Origin of the sequence: Bradyrhizobium sp. 149, from assembly GCF_023073915.1 — a bacterium.
GTDB lineage: Bacteria > Pseudomonadota > Alphaproteobacteria > Rhizobiales > Xanthobacteraceae > Bradyrhizobium.
Map to the genome: position 1 here is coordinate 419,704 of NZ_JADPKK010000023.1, position 21,110 is coordinate 440,813.

Sequence of the window (21,110 nt, forward strand, 5' to 3'; positions counted from 1 at the left end):
CCGCAAGAATTTCCGCTCGCAACTCCTAACAACTTCTAACACGCCAAGCCCCATCCACCCCGCCATGGTGCTGGCACTTCATGGTGGATATGGCGGGACATGGCGCTTCTTGACGATGTAATTGATGCCAGCGGCGGAATGGCCCGCTGGAATAGCTTGAGCCGGTTCACGCTTCACCTCTCCGTCGCGGGAACGCTGTTCGCCAGCGCCGGACATGCCAGCGAATTCAAGGACGTGACCGCGGAGGGCTCGACCCGCACGCAGTCGGTCCGTTTCACCGGCATCACCGGAGGCGAACACTCCGGCTCGTTTCAACCGGACGCGATCACGATCGAAAGCCTCGAGGGTGAGGTCCTGCGGACCTGGCGCAATCCGAGCTTTGCGTTCGCCGAGGCCGGCTCGCCTGCGCTCGCGGACGAACTGCAGCTTGTCTTCTTCTGCGGCGTCGCGATCTGGAATTATCTGACCAATCCGTTCCTGCTCGCCCATCCCGATGTGGTGGTGGAGGAACTGCCGCGGTGGCAGGAGAACACAGAGTCATGGCGGCGGTTGCGGGCGCAGTTCCCGCCGAGCCTGATCACGCTGGCGTCCGAGCAGATCTTCTATTTCGACGAGAGCGCGCTGCAACGGCGGACCGATCATGATCTCTTCGGGATGAAAGTCGCGCATTACTCTTGGGCGCATGACAGATTCGGCGGCATCGTGGTGCCGACGCTTCGACGTGCGCAGACGCTGCGGCCCGACGGAACCGTGGTTGCCAAGCCCGTGCTGATGGACGTCGAGATCTTCGACGCCGTCTTCGAGTAGCGGCACGCGCGGAAAATTCGCTTCGACCTGATCAGGTCGCCGGCTCGTTCAGCATGCACCGTGCCGCCTTGAGATCGGCGGCCTCGAAACCGCATAGATTTTGACAAGCTATTCGAGCGAGTTCTGCGCGCCCTGCCGGGCCCGAAGCCGCGCCAGCGACATCTTGGCTCGCAGCCGCCAGGACAATGCGCCCTGCTGTTTGGCGAGCGAGATCGAGGCGACAAGGTCTGGCTCGGACGCGTCGAGATTTCTGCGATCGGGGATGCGCAAATATTTGATAAATTGTCCAAAAACGACCCTTCCTGAGACGAGCTGCCACACCCGATGCGCTCCCACAAAAACTAACAGATCCTAATCACCACTAACGAGCTTCCAGGCCGGCTCGCGCCTATCCTCTGAGCATGGAAAGCGTGGGCTTTGCGCGTTTGCTGGTTGCAAACTGCGGAAACGCCCGGAGAGGACGAACGATGTTGACCAATTTGCAGGCGGCTGATGCCTGGATTGATTTTCCGGCCACCTCGCGGGATGGCGAGGTCCCGCAAACAACACGGCCGATCATTCGGGAGCGACAATGGCGCCAGATCGATCCGCAGCCCGGGGCGGCCGCCGAGGACGTCGCGATCTCGCGATGGGAGGACCTGCGGAGCACGTCGTCGCACGAAGCGATGACGCCTGAGGATCGCTATTTCGTCGGCATCGCCCTGAAGGCGACGCGCGCGAAACTGACCCGGGACCGCCAAGTCGTTTTCGACGGCACCATGCCCGCGGGCACGCTGTATCTCACCGCACCGTCGAAGCCTCTCGCCGTGCAATTCCGGTCGCCATGCGCCTTCCTGCACTTTCACATCTCCGCGGATCATTTTCCAGCTTCCCAGACCGAAGGACTGAATGATCTCGTCTTGTTGCGCGACCCGCTTGCAGCCGAGCTTGCCAATGCCCTGACCGAACTTGGCGACGCCGCGGACCAGCAGTTTACGCGCTGCATCGGCCAGACCCTTGCGATGCATCTCGCGCGCCTGGAATTGCCGCGCGCCAGGGTCAATGCCCTGCCGAAATGGCGGCTGCGGCGCGTCGAGCAATATGTCACCGATCATTTCCACCGCTGCATCAGCCTGTCCGAACTCGCCAATGTCGCCGGCCTGTCCAGAATGCATTTTGCGGCGCAATTCCGCGTCGCCACCGGCTACCGGCCCCGGGAATATCTGCTCAATCACCGGATCGAGCATGCCAAGACGCTGCTCGCAACCACAGAGCGGCCGCTGGCCGAGATCGCGCTTGCCGTCGGCTTCAGCACGCAGGCGCATTTTTCGACCGTGTTCAAGCGCATCAGCGGTCAATCCCCGGCACGCTGGCGCCTCGCCAGCAAGGGACAGCGGCGCGAGGTGAAAGCGCTCCCGCCGCGTCGTCCTTCTCCGGAGAGCGACTGGATCAGCGCAGCCGCGTAAGCATCCGCTCGCACCCTCCTCCTCCCGGGCTTGCGAGCCACTCGGAGCTGTTCCTGCACCGACACAGGACGGCTCCTTTTTTCTTCAGGACTCCCGCCGCGCTCGCAAAGACGAAGCAAGGGGCGACACGGCAAGATCGCGTGGCCCGGATCCGCGCTCCCTACACCGGATCGAACGCCCGGATCGGCGGCAGATTGCCGGTAAACTTCTCGACCTCGACTGTCGTGAGCTGGCCAGTGCAGCCCTGCGCAAAGGACGAGGTGCCGACGTCGCGGGTGAGCACGTTCGGGTTGCCGTGCACGCAGAGCGGCGCGTCGTCTTCGGGCTCCATCGGATCGTACCAGGCGCCGGTCGGGAGCTGGACCACGCCGGGCGCGATGCCGTCGGTGACGTGGACCGCGGCGAGACAGGCGCCACGTTCGTTGAACAGGCGGATGATGTCGCCGTCCTTGATCGCGCGCGCGCCGGCGTCCCGTGGGTTCATGCGCGCGACTTCGCGGCCGCGATGTTTTGCGGCAAGCGAATGTCCGCCGAAATCGAGCTGGCTGTGCAGACGCGTCACTGGCTGGTTGGCGACGAGGAAGCACGGCGCCCCCGGCTTCGGCATATCGGTCTTGTCGAGCCAGACCGGATGGCCGGGACAATCCGCATCGCCATGCCCCGCGATCTTGGCAGAGAATATTTCGATGCGACCGCTCGGCGTCGGCAGAGCATGATTGACCGGATCGTCGCGGAAGCGACGCAGCCGGCCGCCGTCGTCGGGCTGCTGCGGCACGACCAGGCTGCCGCGCCGCCAGAATTCTTCGAAGCTCGGGGCCTCCACGCCGCGCGCTTCGAGCGAGGCGCGGGTCGGCTCATAAAGATGTTCCAGCCACTGACGTGACGTCCGCCCCTCGGTGAATGGTTCGCGCGCGCCGAGACGGTCGGCGAGATCGGCAAAGATCTCGTAGTCGTCGCGCGCAAGGCCGAACGGCTCGGCGATCCGGTGCATCGCGACCATCAGGGGATCATTGCTGGAATAGCCGATGTCTTCGCGCTCGAGCGTCATCGTCGAGGGCAGCACGATGTCGGCATGCCGGGCCGTGGCGGTCCATGCGAGCTCGTGCACGACCAGCGTGTCGACTTTCGCAAACGCCTTGCGCAGGCGGTTGATGTCCTGGTGGTGATGGAAGGGATTGCCGCCGGCCCAGTAGACAAGGCGGATGTCCGGATAGGTGCGCGTCTCGCCGTTGTAGCGATAGGTGCTTCCAGGGTTGAGCAGCATGTCGGCGATGCGCGCCACCGGAATGAAATCGCGCACGGCGTTGCGGCCCTGCCCCAGCGTCGGCCCCGGCACGTCGTTGACGCGGCGGCCGTAATAGCCGATCGCCCCCAGCGAATAGGCATAGCCGCCGCCGGGAAGGCCGATCTGGCCGAGCGCCGCCGCCAGCACCATGCCCATCCACACCGGCTGCTCGCCATGCTCGGCCCGCTGCAACGAATGAGAGACGGTGATGAGCGCACGCTTGCCTGCGAGCCGGCGCGCAAGTGTGCGGATGGTATTCGCATCGACGCCGCAGATCGCGGCGGCCCATTCGGCATCCCTGGCTTGGCCGTCGCTCTCGCCGGTGAGATAGCGCAAGAAAACCGGCCAGCCCTCGGTGTAGCGATCGAGGAAGGCCTGGTCGTGCAGGCCTTCGCGCACAAGCGTATGAACGATGCCAAGCATCAGCGCGGTGTCGGTGCCGGGCACGCAGGTCATCCACTCCGCGCCAGCCTCGACGGGCAGGTCTTCGCGCAGCGGGCTGACCAGGATGAACTCGCAGCCGCGCCGGCGTGCAGCTTCCATCGCACCGCGCTCGACATGCTTGCTGATCGAGCCGCCGGCGACCATCGAGTTCTTCAGCGCCATGCCGCCGAACGCCACCACGATCTCGGTGTCCGCAGCGATCTGTTCCCAGGTGACGTTGCGCTTGGTGATGTCCTCGTAACCGCAGAGGATTTGCGGCAGCAGCACCGAGGACGCGCCGGAGGAATAGGAATTCACCGACCGAACATAGCCGCCCAAAGCGGTGTTGAGGAAGCGATGCACCTGGCTCTGGGCATGATGGAAGCGGCCCGCGCTCGACCAGCCATAGGAGCCGCCGAACACGGCGCCGGGGCCGCGCGTGTCGCGTATGCGTGCCAGCTCGTCGCCGAGCAGATCGAGCGCCTTCTCCCAGCTGACGGAGACGAATTCGTCGCGGCCGCGGCGATCGTCGGGACCGGGACCGCGTTCGAGCCAGCCGCGGCGGATCGCAGGCTGGGTGATGCGCGCCTGGTGGCGGAGCGCGCCGGGGAAATTGTCGATGATGCCGTTCGGATCGGGATCGCCCGCATACGCCCTGACCTCGAGCCCGGCCTCGCTTTGACGCGCCGAGAACACGCCCCAATGCGAGGTGTGCGGCTTGAAGCCGTCGGACAGGTCGAGGCCGGGGTCGGGAAAGCCAATCGTATCGTCCATCGTCGCATTCCTTGTTCCGGTGGCGGCACAGTCCCGGCCGCACCGGCTTCAATTCGGGTGGCAGTATAACGATCCGCTGTTCGATGTCGCCGGTTCAGGGCCGGCGAAAATGCCGGGTGCTCGTGCAGGGACAGCTTGGCGGAGGTGCGCAGGCACGAACGGCGGCGATTCTTGGAGCCATTTATACCCAGTTTTTCAATGTCTTAATCAGTGGCATTCGGAGCCGCGCAGTCTGTCTTTTCAGTCAGACTTCCTGCGAGATCTCTTGCAACGACAGCGACATTGAAATGTGCAATATGCCGCCCCATCCACAGCAACGTCGGTCCCATCATGATCAAGCGCGTCTTGCCCTACGAAGGTCTGCTCCACGAAGTGGTCGAGCATAATGGCGTGCTTTACATCGGTGGAATCGTCCCCGAGGACACCAGCCTCGATATGTCGGGCCAGGCAAGCGACGTGCTCGGGCAACTGGCGCAGTTGCTGAAGACCCTTGGGTCCGATCTGGCCAACGTCTTGCAAGTCACCATCTACATGTCCAACCTGAAGGAGAAGGCAGAGTTCAATGCGGCCTGGAAGGCGCATTTTGCAGAAGCTCATCTGCCGGCGCGCGCCGCAATCGGCGTGGCCGATCTCGGTCCGGGCGTCAGACTCGAGATGACGGCCATCGCCGCTCGAGAATAGTCGCGCGCCAGGGCCCGAATTCAGATGACCTTCAGCCGCGCGAGCCGCTCGATCTGGTGATCCGACAAACGAAGCTGTTCGCGATGATCAAAACGCAACAGCCCGTCGAATCCGCCGCTCTTAATCCGCCAATTCGATGAAGAGCGGCTGATGATCGGAAGCATCTGTCTTGCCATTAACATCGACGCCAAGGACACGGCCGGCCAAATCCTCCGTCACAAAAATGAAATCTCGGCAATCAGGTCCTGCTATCCATTGCGCGCGGTCGTATAGCCCGCAGGTCGGCGACCGCTGACGGTCTGGACGACTAGCCGTCCAGGCATCGCGATAGTTGAGGCCCGGCCGCTTCGATCGATCGATCAGGGCGTGCTGGGGATCGGCAACGTCGCAATTGAAAGCGCCGCACATGAGGCTGGACGCGGCCACCGTCTGGCTTTCATAGGGCTCGACGGGCGGTCCGGTCGGTGCCTTGGGACTGACCAATGGTTTTGGTCGCTCGGCGCGGCAGAATGTACATAGGCTCGGTCAACTTACTGGCCAGCGAGATGACGATAGGGCCTGCGCTTTCGCCGTGGATCGCCCAGCCTTTTGTGATCAACTCGGCCCGAGGACATGGGGGCGGAAGCGCATTGATCGAAGCCTTGATGGATCGTGCTGTCGGACTCGGCTTTCAGCGCGTCCATCTCTGTACGTCGGGCGCATTGCCCACGTACTACGCTGCGCAAGGATGGAAGCCAATCGAGGAAGTCGAATACCTCGGAAAGATACGTACCGTTATGGCAATCGATCTGCCGTGACGGCGCGAGGTGCGCCGCGGACACGGCTTGTCCGCCTTCGGGTGAGAAAGCTGACATCGGCAACAGCATCCCGCATGTCCGCCTTGGATCTTGGCCGTGTAAAAACACCCTTCTTAGGGAAGTCGCTGAGAAGCCAGGGCCGGTTCGATCTCAGGCCACGATCGCAGCGACCAGCGGCTTGGTCCCGACCATGTTCATGACCCGTGTCAGGTTGTAGGCCAGTACCGAGAGGGCCATCTCGGCGGCTACCTTCGGGAGCGTTTTGGTAAGGAAGTGCGTCGCGCCCATGCGAGCCTTCATAGTGCCGACGGGCGTTCGACAGTCTCGCGGCGTTGGCGCATAGCGAGCGGGTTCGAATCAAGGCGCTGCTGCACAGCGGCGAGCAGATGCTCGTGTTTCCATCGCGTGATCCGTCGCTCTGACCCGGGCGTGCACGTCGATCACTCGAACAGGGTTGCTCTCGTCAATGAAATCATCAAGGCATTCGGGTAATAGCGTCGACTGCCCTCGATCCGCCTGCTCAACGAAGCGCCTCATCAGCTTCCCCCGCAGAATCACAAGAGAATCATAGCAACCAGCAGCGTTTTCACACAGCCAGGATCAACAGCAGAAGCCAGGCTTAACAGGTTGCGGAGTCCGGTCTGCCCTAGAAAGTTGTCATTCGTGCAGCGCGGCGTGCCGTTCCGTTGAAGAGCCGGGCGTCGGTTGGCGAACAAGATCGAGCAGATCGGTATCAGGTCGAACCGCCGCTTCCAGGCAGCCTCTGGAGAGCGTCCAGAGATCGCTGCTGCGGCATTCGCGCGTCGCCGGTGCGCAGCACCTCACACCGAGAATTGGCGGCTTTAGAATACCACCATTGAGACGGCGGCGAATTGAGCAGACGGCCGCTCTAGCTCAATCCGGAGCAGGTGCCCTTCATCTCGGCAGCAATGACGTGACAGGCTCGTGTAGCGAGATCAGGTGATCGGGAGCTTCGCCGGACGCTTGCCCCGCACAGAACTACAGAGACGTCGCATCCAGGTGGATCTGGTGGTGCGTTCGACCAGTCCGTGTGAAAAGATGTCGAGATCTGGCACTTGGGCGGCGAGGTGCTTGGTCCGGTCCGCCCTTTCGCGGCCACTGGTCGCCAGGATGGCCATGTCGCGTTTGAGGTCCTCCATGACGGCAAAGCCATCCGGATAGCTCACCAGGACATTGAGGACCGTCACCTGGAAGTTCACGCGACCGATCAGCGCCACATCGTGAGCGCGCGGGAGAGGGCACCGCGCCAACCTGCCCCAGCCCATCTGGAAAGACCGAACCTTTGAAGCGCCGGAAGCGCTATGCGGCGTCCATCGCACCAGAGCTACTCACCGATTCTCGACTTCGATGCGAACGGCAATCGGGCCAAGACGGTCGAAAACGGAGACATCGCCGATTACGTTGCCGAGTATCACGATCCCGGGCTGTGGGACCCGTCCTTTGCGATAGTAGATCACGAAGTGATCGGGCCCCCACAATCCTAGTGTTCCCAACTCGAAATCCCGCTGACGCGAAACCTCCGGCAGCGGCAACGGCAGACTACCTGTCTTCTTCTGACGCAGGTGGTCGCTCAGTTCGATAGTCAACGGCAGCATGCTCAGAAGTGAGCGCGCCGCGTTGTTGTCGGAGAGCTCCGCGTCGACATTCCCCAGTCTGATGAAATTCAGATACGCTTTTGGGCCAAGACGGGCTACATTGAAGAAAGTGCGAGAGCGGTTGCAGCGATTTGGAGATTGCGCATAGAGGTCCGTCTTTCCTCACGTGCGAGATTGTTCGCAGTCGCCGACTGGCACCTTAAAGTGAGCTTGCTCTGGAACCTGACCGGGATCTGCTCCTGGAGAAGGCCGGCGTCGCCCAAACCGCGTCCCACCTGAATGACTGGGTGAGTTCGCCCGATCTTCAGCCGCCAAATGACCGATAAGCTTCATGGGGAAGGTGCTTGCACATGGATCAACATGCCCGCTCGTGTTGTCGAGCAGATCGAGGCTCTTGCGATAGCAATCTGCCAAGATAAACTCCCAGTCGCTGAGCAGCTTGTTCTCAGAGGGCTTACGGCCCAACCTGCACTCAAACTATGCTTCGAGATCGACCGCACCGGAAACTAAGGAGCAGGAGCTAGTTGATTCTTCCGGATCACGCCTCGACAAACGTGTTGCCGATACAAGGCTTCAGCTTGGCGGCGCGGGAGCTGAGGCCTTTTTGTCGCTTGTGTACATTTTTGCACACAGCACCGGAACGCAATCCGGGTTTCTGAGTCATCCTACGGCGACTTTGATGGGATAAAAAGACGTGCCGCGTTACACCTCCTTTGCCCGAGAGGCGGCAGCAACGCTGCTACGAATGGCCAAAACAACAAAGGACCCGCAGGTTGCGTCGGGATTGATCCAGCGAGCGGCCGACCTGAAGGAACGCACGGGCGAGTTGCCCGCGGCTGATATTGAGCTAGCCGCCGACGAGCCAAAGAAGCCACTAACCAAGAGCTGAGGCTGCGCCATTTGCGGCCCTTTCATTTGGGATTCATGTAAAATGGCCCCGCTCCGGGGGCAATGTGGATGAAGCTGGGGCCGAACGGGGTCGATCTCGGGGACGGGCCTCGGGAACAGTCGTCAATCGGCAAATCGCTCCGCGCCTGCCGTTCTGGCTCCTCAGCATCAGCGATCGCTATCAGGTTTGCCGTTGGGAGTGCCGCCACCGCGTCCATTGCCATAGCCATTGTTGCCGCGCGGGCCCATACACTAACCCGTCGCCGGACGGGCGATGGCGGAGCTTGGGGCGGACTGCGTCTCCAATTGGGCCATCGCGACATAACTGCGCTGCCACGGGCGGAAAATGAGCCAAAGCGTCGGCCACGACCGGATCGTAAAGCGTTGCGGAGCGCTCAATAGATTCAATCGCGGAGGCGCAAGCACCATGCTGGCGTCGCGCACGCGGTGAGCCGGTAAGTCATTGAGGTTTTCGGCGTGACAGTTGTTTCTGTCCCATTTAGTTCATGGTTGCTCCACGTACTTCATTACGATTTCGTTGGGCGTGCGGCGTCAAGAACGACGCACTGAGAGCGGTTGGGATCTTCGCGGCTGTCAGCGAGCTCCGCCCAAGCAGGTGCCGATCTCGCGATGGAACCGAACGGCCAACAGTGCAGCGTCGATGCCATGCCAGCCGCGAGATCGACGCCGTTGACATAACTATCAGTTTGAGCTAATCATAAGTCATGACTGTTGATGATATGCAACTGGATGCGCTTGGCGACCGGACCCGTCGCAAGATCTTCGAACTGGTGGCGGAGCGTCCGCGCTCGGTCGCCGAGATCACGCGGCAGGTGCCGGTCTCGCAGTCGGCCGTTTCCCAGCACCTCAAGACGTTGCGCGAGTCACGCCTCGTTCGTTCCGAGCCGAAGGGCGCGAGCAACGTTTACCACCTCGACCCGGCCGGACTCGGTCAGATGCGTGGTTGGCTCGACCGATTCTGGATTAAAACCCTGGCGACTTACAAGGTCGCTGCCGAGCAACGCCCAGAGGAGTCACAATGACCCCCCACATAAAGATCGCGCCTGTGAAGCAATCCGTCGTGGTCGAGGCATCGATCGAACATGCATTCAGAGTCTTCACTGAGCAATTCGGCAATTTCAAACCTCGCGAGCACAACCTGCTGGCCGTGCCAATTGCCGAGACGGTGTTCGAGCCGCGCGTAGGCGGCCACGTCTACGATCGCGGACTCGACGGTAGCGAGTGCCGCTGGGCACGCGTGCTGGCTTACGAGCCACCCAACCGGGTGCTCCTGAGCTGGGACATCAGCCCGCGGTGGCAGATCGAGACTAATCCAGAAAAGACCAGCGAGTGGGAGGTACGCTTCACTGCCGAGACACCGAACCGGACGCGCGTAGAACTCGAGCATCGCGAGCTGGAACGCCATGGCGACGGCTCGGAAGGCGTGCGCGACGGTGTTGCTGGTGATCAGGGCTGGCCGCTTTATTTGCAGCGCTACGTCGATCTTTTCACTGATGCGGCGTGACGCGCGTTGAACACTCGGACAAGGGTTCCATCCGTTGGCATCGCGAATCCAGAAGACGGAGTCAGGATGGAAGCCTATACCCTGAGTATCCGCGCCATCATTCGGCGATTAATTGGGATATTCGAAATGTCGTGCGGTGGCCCTCTCCGGGCCAGTGCTAACCGCCCGTGATGAGAATCTCCTTTACCGCATCGACCGTACACACATGAACTCCGTAGAGGCGCTGGCGCCCTATTTCACCGTCATTGGGATCAGCCAGAGTCGATCCGGAACCAACGATAGCCATAACCGTCGAGTTCGATCTCGGTACCCATGGCGCGTTTGGCCGGATAGACTCGATTTCCGAACAGATCAGTCAGCTTGTCACTGCTTGAGACATCATGAAGCATCGTTTTGCACTCATTCGGCCCAAGGTTGTGCAGGATGAGGACGGACTTGGATTCCAGCGAATAATGCTGCACCAAAATCGAGGAGGAATCGGCTTGCGGCAAGATGCAATCGCCCCAGCCTATCTCCGGACAAGATTTTCGCACCTCGGTGAGCCGACGGAACCAGTTGAATAGCGAATTTGGATCGCGCTGCTGCGCGGCGGCGTTGACCTGTTTCGATCCGAATTCGCCGTCGGCGATCACCGAATGCAGCAGACGCTCGTTCGGTGCCGTCGAAAATCCAGCGTTGGGATCGTCGGTCCATTGCATGCAGGTTCGAACCGGCCAGCGTTCCGGCAGACTGAGATCGTCCCCCATTCCCAATTCGTCACCGTAATAGATGACCGGCGTGCCGGGAAGACTGAACAGTAGGCTGAATGCGAGTTCGATCCGATGCCGATTATTGCCTAGCATGCCCGCCAGCCGGCGACGAATGCCCCGTCCGTACAGTTGCATCTTCGGTTCTGGTGCAAAGGCCGCATACGCCTGATCGCGCTGCTCGGGCAGCAAGCGGCCCAGGTCCAGTTCGTCATGATTGCGCAGAAAATGGGCCCACTGTGCCGATTGCGGCAGCTTCGGAACTGTCGTCAGGCATTGTCGCAGGGGCTCGGCTCGTTCTTCCGCAAGCGACAGAAACAAATGCTGGTTGATGAGGAAGGCAAACAGCATGTGAATGCGTGAGCCGTCACCGAAATATCTGTGGAGCTCGGAGGCACGCACGTTGGCTTCCGCCAACAGCACCGAGTCGCCCTTGCGCCACGACAGGAAATCGCGCAATTGGCCAAAGAATTCATAGTGGCGTTTTGGCGATCGGTTCGGACGCACCTCTTCGACCACGAACGGCGCCGCGTCGATCCGGAATCCGGATATACCAAGCTCCAGCCAGAAGCCCAGGATCTTGAAGATTTCGTCGCGAACCGCGGGGCAGGTAATGTCAAGGTCAGGCTGATGTTGATAGAAACGATGATAGTACCAGGCCCGCGCGCGTAGGTCGTAAGTCCAGACACTGGATTGAAAGCCTGGGAAAACAACCCCGTCTGCGCTGTTCTCCGGCTCGGTGTTCGACCACACATAGTATTTTCGATGAGGCGATGAAGGATCGACTCGCGCCTGCTGAAACCATGGGTGCTGCTCCGAAGTATGGTTGATCGGCAAATCGATGATCAGCCGCAATCCACGAAGCCTCGCCTGGTGACTGAACTCGACGAAGTCACCGAGCGTGCCGAGGGCCGGCGCCACGTTGTAGTAGTCGGTGACATCGTAGCCGTGATCCAGCCCCGGACTGGGATAGAACGGAAGCAGCCACAAGCAAGTGACACCTAGCTGTGCGATATGATCCAATCGCTCGATCAGCCCCGCGAAATCGCCGATACCATCGCCATTGCCGTCCTTATAGGTGGCGACGTTCAGACTGTAGATGATGGCATTCTTGTACCAGAGATCGAGCAATTTTCTCGTCCATAGCTGCGTCGGCACGCCAAGCAAAAAGGCTTCAGCGCGCGGAGCAAGCTGACGCCATGGGCTCACAACCGTCCAGGTTGCCACTTGTTCCCGGTAAGCGATCGTGCGCGTGGCCCGTCGATCGTAACCCAAGCTGTTGGATCATGGTTCGAAGCGATCCTGTTTTCCGATTGTGCGCTCCGCACAGAGCGAGTTTGGATGGCGGCTACCCGCTTATGGAAGCGTGTCTCTCAGGTCCGTTGCTTGCTGCAGTCCGCTTGCCTCAGCATGACACTGGAGAAGAGCCGTATGCGCATTGCCCAGATTGCGCCTTTAGCACAGATGCCGATTCAGCCGCGAGTTCCTCAAGCTCACACGGGTTCTCACGTCGCCGCGCTTGCTGAATCGCTTTGGCGGCGAGCTAAGAGCATACTTGAGCAGCTCACCGGCACCAGTCCCCGTCGCCGCGTCCGCATGCCCCTTCGCGCTATCGGGACCAGACGAACCGTGACGGATTCGCAGCGGCTTCCGTGGAGGCGCGGTCAACGCGTGAGCCGCCGCTCGACCTTTTTGCGGCTGCTGCCAACCTTCGTCATAGCCTTCTTCACCGCCGCCTTGGATTGTCCGGTCTTGCGCGCTTCGTAGCGTACTTAGTAGTCCTGTCCGCCGGCGACCCGGGCACGCGACCCTCCGCGATCGCATCGCCGAGGCTGAAATTGCCGATGCGAGCGATGCCGACGCTCGCCGTGATGAAGGCCGAGGCGCTTTCCCGAAAGCCTGGCATTGTCGGCGCGGTGGCCTTCAGCCGCAGCGGGGACTCCGGCGACCGGCGACTTCGGGGACGCAACCGTGATCCAGCAGTTCGGCGAGGCCCCCGACGACCTGAGAACACTGTGAAGCCGTTTGTTCAACTTCTCAAGGCGAACTCGGTGCGCAGCCGGTCCGCGATCGTTCTTCATCTCGGAGCACCCGCATCCAGCTGTCCGTCCGTCATGATCGCCACCTTCCGGGTGTCGTGACAGGGCACAACAGAGATGGCGATGTCGGCGACGCGCAGATGTCTTCCATCTCCAGCCTAATCGCTGCTTCGAGTTCTTCGCGCGTTTGCCGGCTTCTTCAAGCCGACTCTTTCACCGCTCGGAACGGGACCACCGCCTTTGGCTATCCGCGCGAGCGCACGTTATTGAACAGCTGGCGTGAGCCTGTGGCTGTCCGCGACAGGCGCCGTCCTCATACCGAGGCGGTGGTCCAATGAGTCAAATACGGCGTCGCGATAATCTCCCGACTTCAAAAGCGAGCCGGAGCTACGTGGCCGTCGGTCCTGCGGCCTTAAGCTACGAGACTGCCGTGACCAGTTGAGTCGGCGCGAACGGCTTTCGCAACAGGATGCTGACGGGATGCCGTGCGACCTGCACTGGTCGGCGCTTGCGCTGGTCAAGATAACCGGACCCCCCCCGGCTATTTCCCTGATCTGTTTCGCGATTTCCCAGCCGCTTAGCGAGCCCTTCAAGTTGACGTCGGTGACGAGCGCCCTGTAATTCGCCACCTTACCCCTGAACAATGTCAGCGCTCGAGACGAGGGGCGGAATCTCACGCCTGTGCCTATGGTCGGTTAAGTGCACTCGAAACCAAAAGAACCAGGATTCCGAAGAAAAACAAAATAGTTACTGCCGGAAGTCCCACTGTCCAGAGTTCCGGCCGGTGTCCCGATATCCATGCTCCAACCGAGATGCCGATACCGAAGCTCAAGAGCATGAGCATGCCAATAAAGCTGAAGATCAGGAGAGCTTGATTGTGCTGAGTCACTTGGCTGGATTCCTCTACCAAATTTTTTCTATCGTCTTTAGCGGAAAGCTACGCCGAACCCTTGCTCGATCAGAACGTATTGCTCAACGAACGCTTTCGACGTCTTGAGGTCGACTCCAGCGGCTCTCCGATACTGTCTAATGGCTTCAATCTTGTTTCCGTCTCTAAGGGCATTCGCAACCGCAATCGGCAGCTGCTCGAAAGGATCATATTTGAGCTCGGAATGGCTCAATAGCAGGCTGAGTTTTGCATCGATTTCAGATATCTTTGCGAGCCGTCGATCGAGATGACCCAGGCGCCTTATCGCTAGAACGACTAGTAGCAGTAAGCACATCGACAACAGCGCTAGAAAGGCGGTTTGCTCAGTCATCTTTCTTCTCCTACTCAAGAGGCTCTGGCCGGGGCAGTTGATAACAGAGCAAACACCTTGTCGTCCCACTAGCAGTCTGTTCAGCACGAGGACGCCCGGGGGCAAGCAGCCTGGCCTGCTGAACAGGAATTTCCGCGCTTAACCCTTCCCAAAAGCTGGGTGCGCCCGATTGCAGGCGTTCACGACCGCATTCTGCAGCTTGCCGTCATTTCGATCTCTGTAGTGCATCGAGGCACGTACATTACTGATGCATTTGGTGTATTCGGGATTCATATGATTCAAAAAATCCAGCCCAGTCGCCGAAGCCGAGTGAGAGGCGAGGACCGAGGCGAAGCCGACGATAAGGGCAAAACCTGCAAGAGCACGAGGGTAGGAAAACATGAGAAGTCTCCACGAAAGGAGCTGCTTGATTGCAGCACGCTTCCATCATGTCTCAATGCTCCCAAATCGAGCGTGCGAAACCTCACACAGGTGCAGTGGCCGGCGAAAGAGACTGTCAATTGCCGTCCTTGTGAAGGAAAGATGGGCGCTGCCGCCCCATGATTCCGTTTAGGGCAAGATGGTCGTGCAAGCCTTTCCGCTCGAAAACTCGATCTTCCGCAGACGATCTTAACAAGCATCTCCGTGCAAATACGGTTGACCTTGCTGGAGGGCGGCCGAAGCTGGGCGGCCCTGCCGCCGTCCATTCGCCGGGCCTCAAAATCCACCTCACCGGCCGCAAGCACTTGGGCGCCGCCCTCCTTCAGGCCGGGCTCGGCCGCATGTCGAGCAGCTTGGAGCTCTCGCCGAAAACAAATCGCATGAAGCTGGAAACTGACGGACTCCGCAAGGGGGCGTCTCAAGCGGCGGTTCGACATCTTGGCTTCAGAGTTCCACGCAAATCCCTTTGCGACACTCGATCGAATGCATGCCGCATGATCTCGCCGAGCCAGAGCGAGATATAGATCACGGCGATGCCGTGCGCTTTCAGATCGGCAATCATCTCCAGCAGCCGTTCAGTCTCCGCAATCGTCAGGCTGGAGGTCGGCTCGTCCATGATGATTACGCGGGCGTCGATTGAGAGCGCCTTGGCAATCTCCACCATCTGACACCTGGACAACTTCTCAGAAGGATCCGGCACCAAATCGCTCTCGCTCGCTGAGCATGGCCGGCATGTTAATCGCGTCCGCTTTCCGACGCAGCACTCGTCACGCTCAAGGTCTATTTCCCGGCTCTCAAAAAATCGGCAACCGTCACTCGCAAGGTCTCGGCACCAAAGCCTAAGATCGAACCGGCCGACCCTGACATCAAGGTCGCCTTCGAGCAGCTTGCCGATCATCCAGAATCGCACTGTCGCGCCGTGACATCCTGCGTTTCATCCTGGTCGAGCCGTCGCGGCGCGCCGAGGAGGTGCAAGCGATCCTCAAGCTCGAGGAGATCGGCGAAGGCGGGCCGTGCTCAATAGCGCACAGAACCGCGTCAATGCGCTGAAGGGAACGGCCGAAGCCCAGTTTCAGGCGGCACGCAGCAGTTTGCAGACCCATATACAGATCCTGAGCGTCAAGATCGATGACTGCTTGCGGCCGCCAACGCTCGCCGCAAGCTTGTCGGCCCGCCTTTGCTCGATCAGTTGACCCCGGACACTAGGCTCGACGCTGGGCTCACCTCGAGCCCGTCTGCGCCAGCGCTCAACAAGCAATCGGCTTTGCGCGACCTTGCTGCAATGGCTGGCGCTCGCAAGCAACTTCCCGAGTTCGCCAAGGACGAGGTCGCCGCCCTGCTCGCGACTATCAGCACTCTCGCGAACGATCCGGCGCGGCTTGCCTCGCTCCGGCGACGGACGCTGGTCGAACAAGACATCGAACTGATCGACGGTTCGGACTGCCCGCTCTGCGATAGCCCATGGGAGAGAGATTGACGACGTGCAGCAGGATTTCAGCACATTCTATCGGCTCGTTATCGAAGATGACGAGGGTGAGTTTACCGCCATGCTCTCGCCCAGCGCCTGCAAGCTCGATTTGGATGTCAATTTCTACGAGCGCGGCCTCTATCCGCGGGCGCCTTTCACAGCGAAGGCCATCAGGACAGCATGGGCGTATGTCTCTACCTCGCTCTGATGAAGCGCCTGTTCGGCAATCAATTCACATTCGCCCTGCTAGCGACGTCGTGATGTCCGTCGATACCGGCCATCGCTATCAGTTTTGCAAGGTGCTGAAGACGCATTTCAAGGACACACAGTTCGTCATCACCACGCACGACCGCATCTGGGCAGAGCAGATGAAGTCCGCGGGTCGGGGTAGCGGCCGCAGCCCTGCGGCGCCACCTCGGACATGTCTGCAGGCAAACGCGGCGTCCTCGGTCGAGCAATGGGCTATCAACAAGGCCGTGCACTACAACGGATGGGAGAATTTGGGCAAGCGCGACTTCGCGCCGGTCGCTAACGCCTTTCGAGAGCGGCTTGAATGCTTCAGATGCGAGCGCTGCGAAAGCTGGTTGTTAGTGACGCCACGCCGCAAACCGATGTCGCTGCGCTGCGGCTGCAATACCGTCAGCCTCAATCTCGAGTCCAAGCAGAACTAATCCGGGCGACCGGCGCGTCCAACGAGCGCTCGGCCGGGCATCAAGCCGGGATTGGGAGAAGAAATATCGCGATGCCGCCACTGCCAAGTCCGGCAAGGTGGCCGACCTTGACGAGGCAATTTCCCTACTATGCCAGTCCGCCCTTGATGCCTACCGGGGTACGGCCAAGACGCGGCCGCCCTTTTTACCGCCGAAACCCAGAAGCCGGTGCCGCCGGACGGGCTGAAACCGTCGATCGAATAAACGGTGTCCTGCTCAGGCGATCACGACCGCTGCAGGAGGAGGCGACACCTTGATTACGATCGCGGGTTCAATTGGCTCCGGCTGCAAGTCGGGCACGTGACATAGACGGTCCCGGCCCGCCGTCTCCGGCTATTCGCCGAATACCGCTCGATCCTAGTCTGATATTTTTACTGCCTAGGGAAAATTCCGCCCCAAGGGTCATCGAAGATACTGATGCCGGGCAAGAGCTTGACGGCTCAATAAGGTGCCGACTGACCAAGCGGGAGAGATCTCTCTGCTCAGCGGAATATGCGGATTGCGAGCTTACCGATAGTTCAATACCCAAGCAACTGCTCAGCAGACCGAATTATCTTCGAGGCAATAGTCCCTTGGCAATCACTCATGTGACTAAGCAAGAGAGCGTCGTCGGGAGCATCGCCCGATTTCTCTTGGTCAGTGGGGCTATTGATCCCCCTCCCAAGACGAAATCGCACCAGGACAATCGGGATGTCGTCGAGCCGCCCCCGCAGCTTTCGTTACCAGCTGATATAGACGTCGCCGCGATCTTCTGTCCAGAGGCCCACGGCATTCCCAGAGGCAATTGCCTCCTTCGCTGCGCCTGTCGGAGGCCGGTAACCCGACGTCGACATGCCCTGCCCGCCACCCGGACCGACGTTATAGGCAATTGTCGTCCTTGTGTTGTAACCTTCCACGTCAGAGCCCTTTTGAATCTTCAAAGTACCGTTGCTGATGGCCCCTTCCAAAGCTGCCCGCTTGTCGGCGGGAAAATCCTGCAACGCACCCTCAAGGCTATCCCTGTACTTCGCAACGAAGTCAGCATCGGAGATCGACGCATCGCCTGCCTTCGATCCTGCAATCCAACTGGTGGTTTCCGCGTTGGCCGTTGTCTGCCCTCTCAATTTGTCGGACAGGGAGCCTTGTCCATGCGTGCGGTCGTGAGAGGTAGCACTGTTCCCATCGGGATCTTTCAGAGATTGGAGAAAGCCGCTCAGCTTGTCAGCGGCCGCCTGCTCGACATTTGCGCGCGCCAAAATCTGCTTGGCGCGATCGGAGAGGTCCACCACGTCCACGGGATCGCCGGAGGTCGTCTGCGCCCGCAAATCGACGGCTGTCGAACTCGTTGACGTGGCTGATGACGCAGGATCAAGCCATGAAGTCAGAATATTAGGAGGCGAGTTGTTCGTGATCGAAGTCATGATGAGATCTTTCCAGCAGAACTGTCGGAAATTTTAGTTGCAGGGACGCCGATCGACAACCTACGAAGATAAATAGAAACCGCGAGATTGATGAAGAAAGCGTTAAAAAAAATACGGACAAGCCGGTTCAACCGGCCGATGTCAGACAGCGACGGCCGCACTGGCGGCCGCCGCCTTGTCGATCATTGGATTCAGCGCATCCTGAAGGTAGCCTGCCAGCCCCCGGAGATGGAGCCGTCGCTGACCACCTCGCAGATTGGACGCCCGCCGCTGCCCTTGCCCCGCTCGCAACAAGTTTGAGTTCCATAAGATTTACAGGACAAGTGCTTCGTGCAGTTCGCATTACAAGCACGAACAATCATTCAAACGCCGGCGAGCGCGATGTTATTGGATCTCGGAGTCGCGCGAGTTGTTTTTGCGTACGAGCGACGGCGGTCGCGGTCTGCGTCCGCACGCGTGTGCCAGTCCTGTGGTACAGAACAGCGCGACGTAGCCGCCTCGGCATTGACGTTTTGCATGCCGAATAGAAGCAGAGCTGCAGCAAACCCAAGTAATGCACGCATCCCGACGCTCCAATCTATCTCCGGAGAAAGAGGCTCGCGCGGGGTTACCATCGTCCGACGGGTCGATGGGGTGTTCATGATACGGACGATATCCGCACATAGGCAGCGGGCTTGTAGTTGGATGGGTCCGAAATACCCGGAACCCAGTCGATGATGGCTGTTTTACGGCTACCGCCACGCTTCATTGCCTTTCTGAAGGCATCGGTGCTTGCTCGATCGTAAGGAGAATTTGCGAGCCGCTGAGCGACAAATGCGACGGCGGCGGCACGCGTCTCGAACTTGATGTATTTTTTTCCTTCGTCCCAGGCCGGCTGACACGCGAGCTCGTAATAGCATCGCCCGCGGGCGCCGGCCTGCCTGTCCACTTAAAGCCGAACAGATCGTCGGCCTCCAACGCGGTGCGCGTGAAGCCGTAGGGCGACTCGAACCTCCGAACGCCACTGTTTTTGTCTTTACCGCAAATGGCCGCGGCATCGACTGAAAGCCGAATAGAGATCTCGTTGGTGGCGTGCACCGTTAGCCCTCAAGCTCGCGCCAGTCCCCTGCCCAAACCCGCATCAGTCCAAGGAGCGCTCCCCCGCGCTTGCTAACGATCGATTTTTCTTGATCTCTCGGTGCACACATCGTGCACACGCGGCCCTGTAACCAATGAACACTTGAATTCTCGCCCCAATCCATCATCGGCCAATTTGGGGTAAGTCCAGCCAAAAAGATCACCGTAGATCAAGAGATGGTTCTCTTTGCGCGGAAATTGTCGATCCGGTGTGTTTGCCGAGCGCTCATCGTGATCTGATACGTGCTGTCCCTGGCTATCCACAGCCGGTCTCGGTTCCGGCATTGAATTGGAAGACAATGCAACCGCAGCCTTACCAGTCAACGCTGCATTGGAAAGATGCCGGTTCAGATGAAACTGACGAGCTCAAACCGCTGCACAACCTTCGTTGGAGCGGAATTCATGCGAACGCTCGCACCTTCATCGGCGCGATCCTGCTCGAGCAAAACGATGAGTGGGGCCGTCCAGCGTGCCCGCTACATGACGCTGGAAACCATCGCACCATTGAGCGATGATCCGACCGTCAGCCTTCCGGCAATCGCCGGCTGACCAGCCCGGCCCTTACCGGCGGACGCGGCGACCCTCCGCCAGCTACACCACGCCACGGGACACGATCCAGTTCCGAACCTCCATCCCCCACGGCATGAGCAATAGTCCGGTTCGTCAGAGCAAGACTCCTCTCCAGCTCCGGTTGGGCGGCATAGACATGCGAGCTCGGTGCCGGATCTCTGCCGGCGCCAAATTCGAATAAGCACAGCAAATTCAACGTTGTGCTTTGCAGCGTCCAGCTCCGGCTTGATCAGAACAGCGCCGCTCCCGTTCTGCTGCTGGGCTCGGTCGTTTCGCTCCGGGCGTCTGCGCCCCATGAGATAGTCCGCCAGCAACGCACTCGGGCAACGCTCGACCGCTCGGGCGCGATCAGCATGTTCAGCGGAACGGAGTTGACGAAAAGCCGGGTACGGCAAGAATCTCAGGGCGCCACCAGTTTCTTGCGGATGGCATAGCGAACCAGTTCAGCGGTCGACGACATCCTCAGCTTGCGCATTGCCGAAGCACGATGGGTCTCGACGGTCTTCACGCTCAACTGCAAAATGATGCTTATGGACCTGTTGGTATGACCTTCCGCTATCAACTGGACCACGCTCTGCTCGCGCGAGCTGAGCAACATCTCCGACTTGTTCAGCTTGTTAAGCTGGTAGTCGTGAAGCATTTTCTCCAGCAACACGCTGGTGAAATAAGGTCTGCGATCCACCAGCGCTTCGACAGCGGACAATAGGTGTTTCCTCGCATCCGATTTGAACAAGAAGCCACGGACACCCGCCAGAATGGCTTCGGTCAGCAGCTCTTCGCTTTCATGCATCGTTAGAATCAGAATTTCACTGCACAAGCGAAGCGACTTCAAGCGGCGGCTGACCTCCAACCCATTCATGAGGGGCATCGAATAGTCGACGATCACGATGTCCGGTCTCGTCTCCAAAGCCAATGCGACGGCCTGCTCGCCATTCGTTGCTTCGCCGACAACGATCCAGTCGGAGCGTGTTTCGATAATCGCGCGCAGCCCTGAACGCACGACTTCATGATCATCCGCAATCAAGATGCGCTTCACGGCATCGTTCCCCTATCCGAGCGCAATCGGCGGAGATGATCGGCAGCAGAACAGTCGAGCGATCATACCGATCGCGGGTCGAAGCATTATCCTGCAAAACCCCGA

20 protein-coding genes and 5 pseudogenes are annotated in these 21,110 nt (G+C 60.0%); 12 read left to right on the plus strand and 13 right to left on the minus strand.

Going from position 1 to position 21,110, the window contains the following annotated elements; genetic code table 11:
* Positions 1-99: 99 nt before the first annotated feature.
* Positions 100-807 carry a hypothetical protein gene (locus IVA88_RS29770; RefSeq protein WP_247500761.1) on the plus strand — a complete coding sequence of 236 codons (708 nt, stop codon included), beginning with the start codon at positions 100-102 and terminating at the stop codon, positions 805-807.
* 108 nt (positions 808-915) lie between these two features.
* Here IVA88_RS29770 and IVA88_RS29775 read toward each other — a convergent pair whose 3' ends face one another.
* Entirely contained in the window at positions 916-1,128 is a 213-nt protein-coding gene (locus IVA88_RS29775; RefSeq protein ID WP_247500762.1) for a hypothetical protein, read from the minus strand.
* Positions 1,129-1,274: 146 nt separating this feature from the next.
* Here IVA88_RS29775 and IVA88_RS29780 point away from each other — a divergent pair, with 146 nt between their 5' ends.
* A complete protein-coding gene (locus IVA88_RS29780; protein ID WP_247500763.1) occupies positions 1,275-2,252 on the plus strand; it encodes an AraC family transcriptional regulator in 978 nt (325 codons plus the stop codon).
* A gap of 160 nt (positions 2,253-2,412) precedes the next feature.
* Here IVA88_RS29780 and IVA88_RS29785 read toward each other — a convergent pair whose 3' ends face one another.
* Complete coding sequence (locus tag IVA88_RS29785; protein WP_247500764.1) at positions 2,413-4,734, minus strand: molybdopterin guanine dinucleotide-containing S/N-oxide reductase; 2,322 nt, start codon at positions 4,732-4,734, stop codon at positions 2,413-2,415.
* 330 nt (positions 4,735-5,064) lie between these two features.
* On the opposite strand from IVA88_RS29785, the gene IVA88_RS29790 reads away from it, so the two are divergent.
* Positions 5,065-5,415 (plus strand): RidA family protein, encoded by a 351-nt coding sequence (locus IVA88_RS29790; protein ID WP_247500765.1) that lies wholly within the window; start codon positions 5,065-5,067, stop codon positions 5,413-5,415.
* Positions 5,416-5,435: 20 nt separating this feature from the next.
* Here IVA88_RS29790 and IVA88_RS29795 read toward each other — a convergent pair whose 3' ends face one another.
* On the minus strand, positions 5,436-5,579 hold the full coding sequence (locus tag IVA88_RS29795) for a hypothetical protein (RefSeq protein ID WP_247500766.1): 144 nt from the start codon (positions 5,577-5,579) through the stop codon (positions 5,436-5,438).
* 318 nt (positions 5,580-5,897) lie between these two features.
* Between IVA88_RS29795 and IVA88_RS29800 the strand changes: the two genes are divergently transcribed.
* On the plus strand, positions 5,898-6,212 hold the full coding sequence (locus IVA88_RS29800) for a GNAT family N-acetyltransferase (RefSeq protein ID WP_247500767.1): 315 nt from the start codon (positions 5,898-5,900) through the stop codon (positions 6,210-6,212).
* A 150-nt stretch (positions 6,213-6,362) separates the two neighbouring features.
* Here IVA88_RS29800 and IVA88_RS29805 read toward each other — a convergent pair.
* From IVA88_RS29805 to IVA88_RS29815, 3 genes and pseudogenes are all read right to left on the minus strand, one after another.
* A pseudogene (locus IVA88_RS29805) lies at positions 6,363-6,646 on the minus strand (transposase); the annotation flags it as partial.
* 600 nt (positions 6,647-7,246) lie between these two features.
* Positions 7,247-7,432: pseudogene (locus IVA88_RS29810) on the minus strand (hypothetical protein); the annotation flags it as partial.
* A 129-nt stretch (positions 7,433-7,561) separates the two neighbouring features.
* The gene (locus IVA88_RS29815; RefSeq protein ID WP_247500768.1) at positions 7,562-7,819 is read right to left on the minus strand and encodes a cyclophilin-like fold protein; all 258 of its coding nucleotides are present in this window, start codon (positions 7,817-7,819) and stop codon (positions 7,562-7,564) included.
* Between the two features lie 703 nt (positions 7,820-8,522).
* On the opposite strand from IVA88_RS29815, the gene IVA88_RS29820 reads away from it, so the two are divergent.
* The 3 genes from IVA88_RS29820 to IVA88_RS29830 all read left to right on the plus strand — a co-directional run bounded on the left by IVA88_RS29820 (position 8,523) and on the right by IVA88_RS29830 (position 10,241).
* Positions 8,523-8,717 carry a hypothetical protein gene (locus tag IVA88_RS29820; protein ID WP_247500769.1) on the plus strand — a complete coding sequence of 65 codons (195 nt, stop codon included), beginning with the start codon at positions 8,523-8,525 and terminating at the stop codon, positions 8,715-8,717.
* 724 nt (positions 8,718-9,441) lie between these two features.
* Entirely contained in the window at positions 9,442-9,759 is a 318-nt protein-coding gene (locus IVA88_RS29825; protein ID WP_247500770.1) for a metalloregulator ArsR/SmtB family transcription factor, read from the plus strand.
* The gene (locus IVA88_RS29830) at positions 9,756-10,241 is read left to right on the plus strand and encodes an SRPBCC family protein (RefSeq protein WP_247500771.1); all 486 of its coding nucleotides are present in this window, start codon (positions 9,756-9,758) and stop codon (positions 10,239-10,241) included. The genes IVA88_RS29825 and IVA88_RS29830 overlap by 4 nt, the downstream gene beginning before the upstream one ends.
* Positions 10,242-10,492: 251 nt before the next feature.
* Here the strand turns inward: IVA88_RS29830 and IVA88_RS29835 are convergent, their stop codons facing one another.
* The 5 genes and pseudogenes from IVA88_RS29835 to IVA88_RS29855 form a co-directional block, all read right to left on the minus strand.
* Positions 10,493-12,262 (minus strand): alpha-amylase family protein, encoded by a 1,770-nt coding sequence (locus IVA88_RS29835; RefSeq protein ID WP_247500772.1) that lies wholly within the window; start codon positions 12,260-12,262, stop codon positions 10,493-10,495.
* 389 nt (positions 12,263-12,651) lie between these two features.
* A pseudogene (locus IVA88_RS29840) lies at positions 12,652-12,792 on the minus strand (DUF3606 domain-containing protein); the annotation flags it as partial.
* A 1,160-nt stretch (positions 12,793-13,952) separates the two neighbouring features.
* The gene (locus tag IVA88_RS29845; protein WP_247500773.1) at positions 13,953-14,285 is read right to left on the minus strand and encodes a hypothetical protein; all 333 of its coding nucleotides are present in this window, start codon (positions 14,283-14,285) and stop codon (positions 13,953-13,955) included.
* Between the two features lie 138 nt (positions 14,286-14,423).
* Positions 14,424-14,666, minus strand: coding sequence for a hypothetical protein (locus IVA88_RS29850; protein ID WP_247500774.1), 243 nt, complete (start codon positions 14,664-14,666; stop codon positions 14,424-14,426).
* Between the two features lie 532 nt (positions 14,667-15,198).
* Positions 15,199-15,372 (minus strand): annotated as a pseudogene (locus tag IVA88_RS29855) (D-xylose ABC transporter ATP-binding protein); the annotation flags it as partial.
* 597 nt (positions 15,373-15,969) lie between these two features.
* Between IVA88_RS29855 and IVA88_RS29860 the strand changes: the two are divergent.
* Genes IVA88_RS29860 through IVA88_RS29870 form a run of 3 tightly spaced genes read left to right on the plus strand, consistent with a single transcriptional unit; the run spans position 15,970 to position 16,844 of the window.
* Positions 15,970-16,182: a hypothetical protein gene (locus IVA88_RS29860; RefSeq protein WP_247500775.1), complete on the plus strand. Its 213-nt coding sequence runs from the start codon at positions 15,970-15,972 to the stop codon at positions 16,180-16,182.
* A 4-nt stretch (positions 16,183-16,186) separates the two neighbouring features.
* Positions 16,187-16,381 (plus strand): hypothetical protein, encoded by a 195-nt coding sequence (locus tag IVA88_RS29865; protein WP_247500776.1) that lies wholly within the window; start codon positions 16,187-16,189, stop codon positions 16,379-16,381.
* A gap of 52 nt (positions 16,382-16,433) precedes the next feature.
* Positions 16,434-16,844 carry a hypothetical protein gene (locus IVA88_RS29870; RefSeq protein WP_247500777.1) on the plus strand — a complete coding sequence of 137 codons (411 nt, stop codon included), beginning with the start codon at positions 16,434-16,436 and terminating at the stop codon, positions 16,842-16,844.
* 758 nt (positions 16,845-17,602) lie between these two features.
* On the opposite strand, the gene IVA88_RS29875 is transcribed toward IVA88_RS29870, so the two are convergent.
* Positions 17,603-18,283: a hypothetical protein gene (locus tag IVA88_RS29875; RefSeq protein WP_247500778.1), complete on the minus strand. Its 681-nt coding sequence runs from the start codon at positions 18,281-18,283 to the stop codon at positions 17,603-17,605.
* Between the two features lie 90 nt (positions 18,284-18,373).
* Between IVA88_RS29875 and IVA88_RS29880 the strand changes: the two genes are divergently transcribed.
* Together IVA88_RS29880 and IVA88_RS29885 are read left to right on the plus strand one after the other, a co-directional pair.
* Positions 18,374-18,583 (plus strand): hypothetical protein, encoded by a 210-nt coding sequence (locus IVA88_RS29880; protein ID WP_247500779.1) that lies wholly within the window; start codon positions 18,374-18,376, stop codon positions 18,581-18,583.
* Positions 18,584-19,821: 1,238 nt separating this feature from the next.
* Positions 19,822-19,948 (plus strand): annotated as a pseudogene (locus tag IVA88_RS29885) (IS256 family transposase); the annotation flags it as partial.
* 421 nt (positions 19,949-20,369) lie between these two features.
* Here IVA88_RS29885 and IVA88_RS29890 read toward each other — a convergent pair.
* Positions 20,370-21,005 carry a response regulator transcription factor gene (locus IVA88_RS29890; RefSeq protein WP_247500780.1) on the minus strand — a complete coding sequence of 212 codons (636 nt, stop codon included), beginning with the start codon at positions 21,003-21,005 and terminating at the stop codon, positions 20,370-20,372.
* Between the last annotated feature and the right edge of the window lie 105 nt (positions 21,006-21,110).

Bases quoted from the DNA above. Each gene is read 5' to 3' on its own strand.
- IVA88_RS29770 (WP_247500761.1), top strand. From the start codon at position 100: ATGGCGCTTCTTGACGATGTAATTGATGCCAGCGGCGGAATGGCCCGC.
- IVA88_RS29780 (WP_247500763.1), top strand. From the start codon at position 1,275: ATGTTGACCAATTTGCAGGCGGCTGATGCCTGGATTGATTTTCCGGCC.
- IVA88_RS29785 (WP_247500764.1), bottom strand. From the start codon at position 4,734: ATGGACGATACGATTGGCTTTCCCGACCCCGGCCTCGACCTGTCCGAC.
- IVA88_RS29790 (WP_247500765.1), top strand. From the start codon at position 5,065: ATGATCAAGCGCGTCTTGCCCTACGAAGGTCTGCTCCACGAAGTGGTC.
- IVA88_RS29795 (WP_247500766.1), bottom strand. From the start codon at position 5,579: ATGCTTCCGATCATCAGCCGCTCTTCATCGAATTGGCGGATTAAGAGC.
- IVA88_RS29800 (WP_247500767.1), top strand. From the start codon at position 5,898: ATGGTTTTGGTCGCTCGGCGCGGCAGAATGTACATAGGCTCGGTCAAC.
- IVA88_RS29825 (WP_247500770.1), top strand. From the start codon at position 9,442: ATGACTGTTGATGATATGCAACTGGATGCGCTTGGCGACCGGACCCGT.
- IVA88_RS29830 (WP_247500771.1), top strand. From the start codon at position 9,756: ATGACCCCCCACATAAAGATCGCGCCTGTGAAGCAATCCGTCGTGGTC.
- IVA88_RS29845 (WP_247500773.1), bottom strand. From the start codon at position 14,285: ATGACTGAGCAAACCGCCTTTCTAGCGCTGTTGTCGATGTGCTTACTG.
- IVA88_RS29850 (WP_247500774.1), bottom strand. From the start codon at position 14,666: ATGTTTTCCTACCCTCGTGCTCTTGCAGGTTTTGCCCTTATCGTCGGC.
- IVA88_RS29870 (WP_247500777.1), top strand. From the start codon at position 16,434: ATGTCCGTCGATACCGGCCATCGCTATCAGTTTTGCAAGGTGCTGAAG.
- IVA88_RS29875 (WP_247500778.1), bottom strand. From the start codon at position 18,283: ATGACTTCGATCACGAACAACTCGCCTCCTAATATTCTGACTTCATGG.
- IVA88_RS29880 (WP_247500779.1), top strand. From the start codon at position 18,374: ATGAAGAAAGCGTTAAAAAAAATACGGACAAGCCGGTTCAACCGGCCG.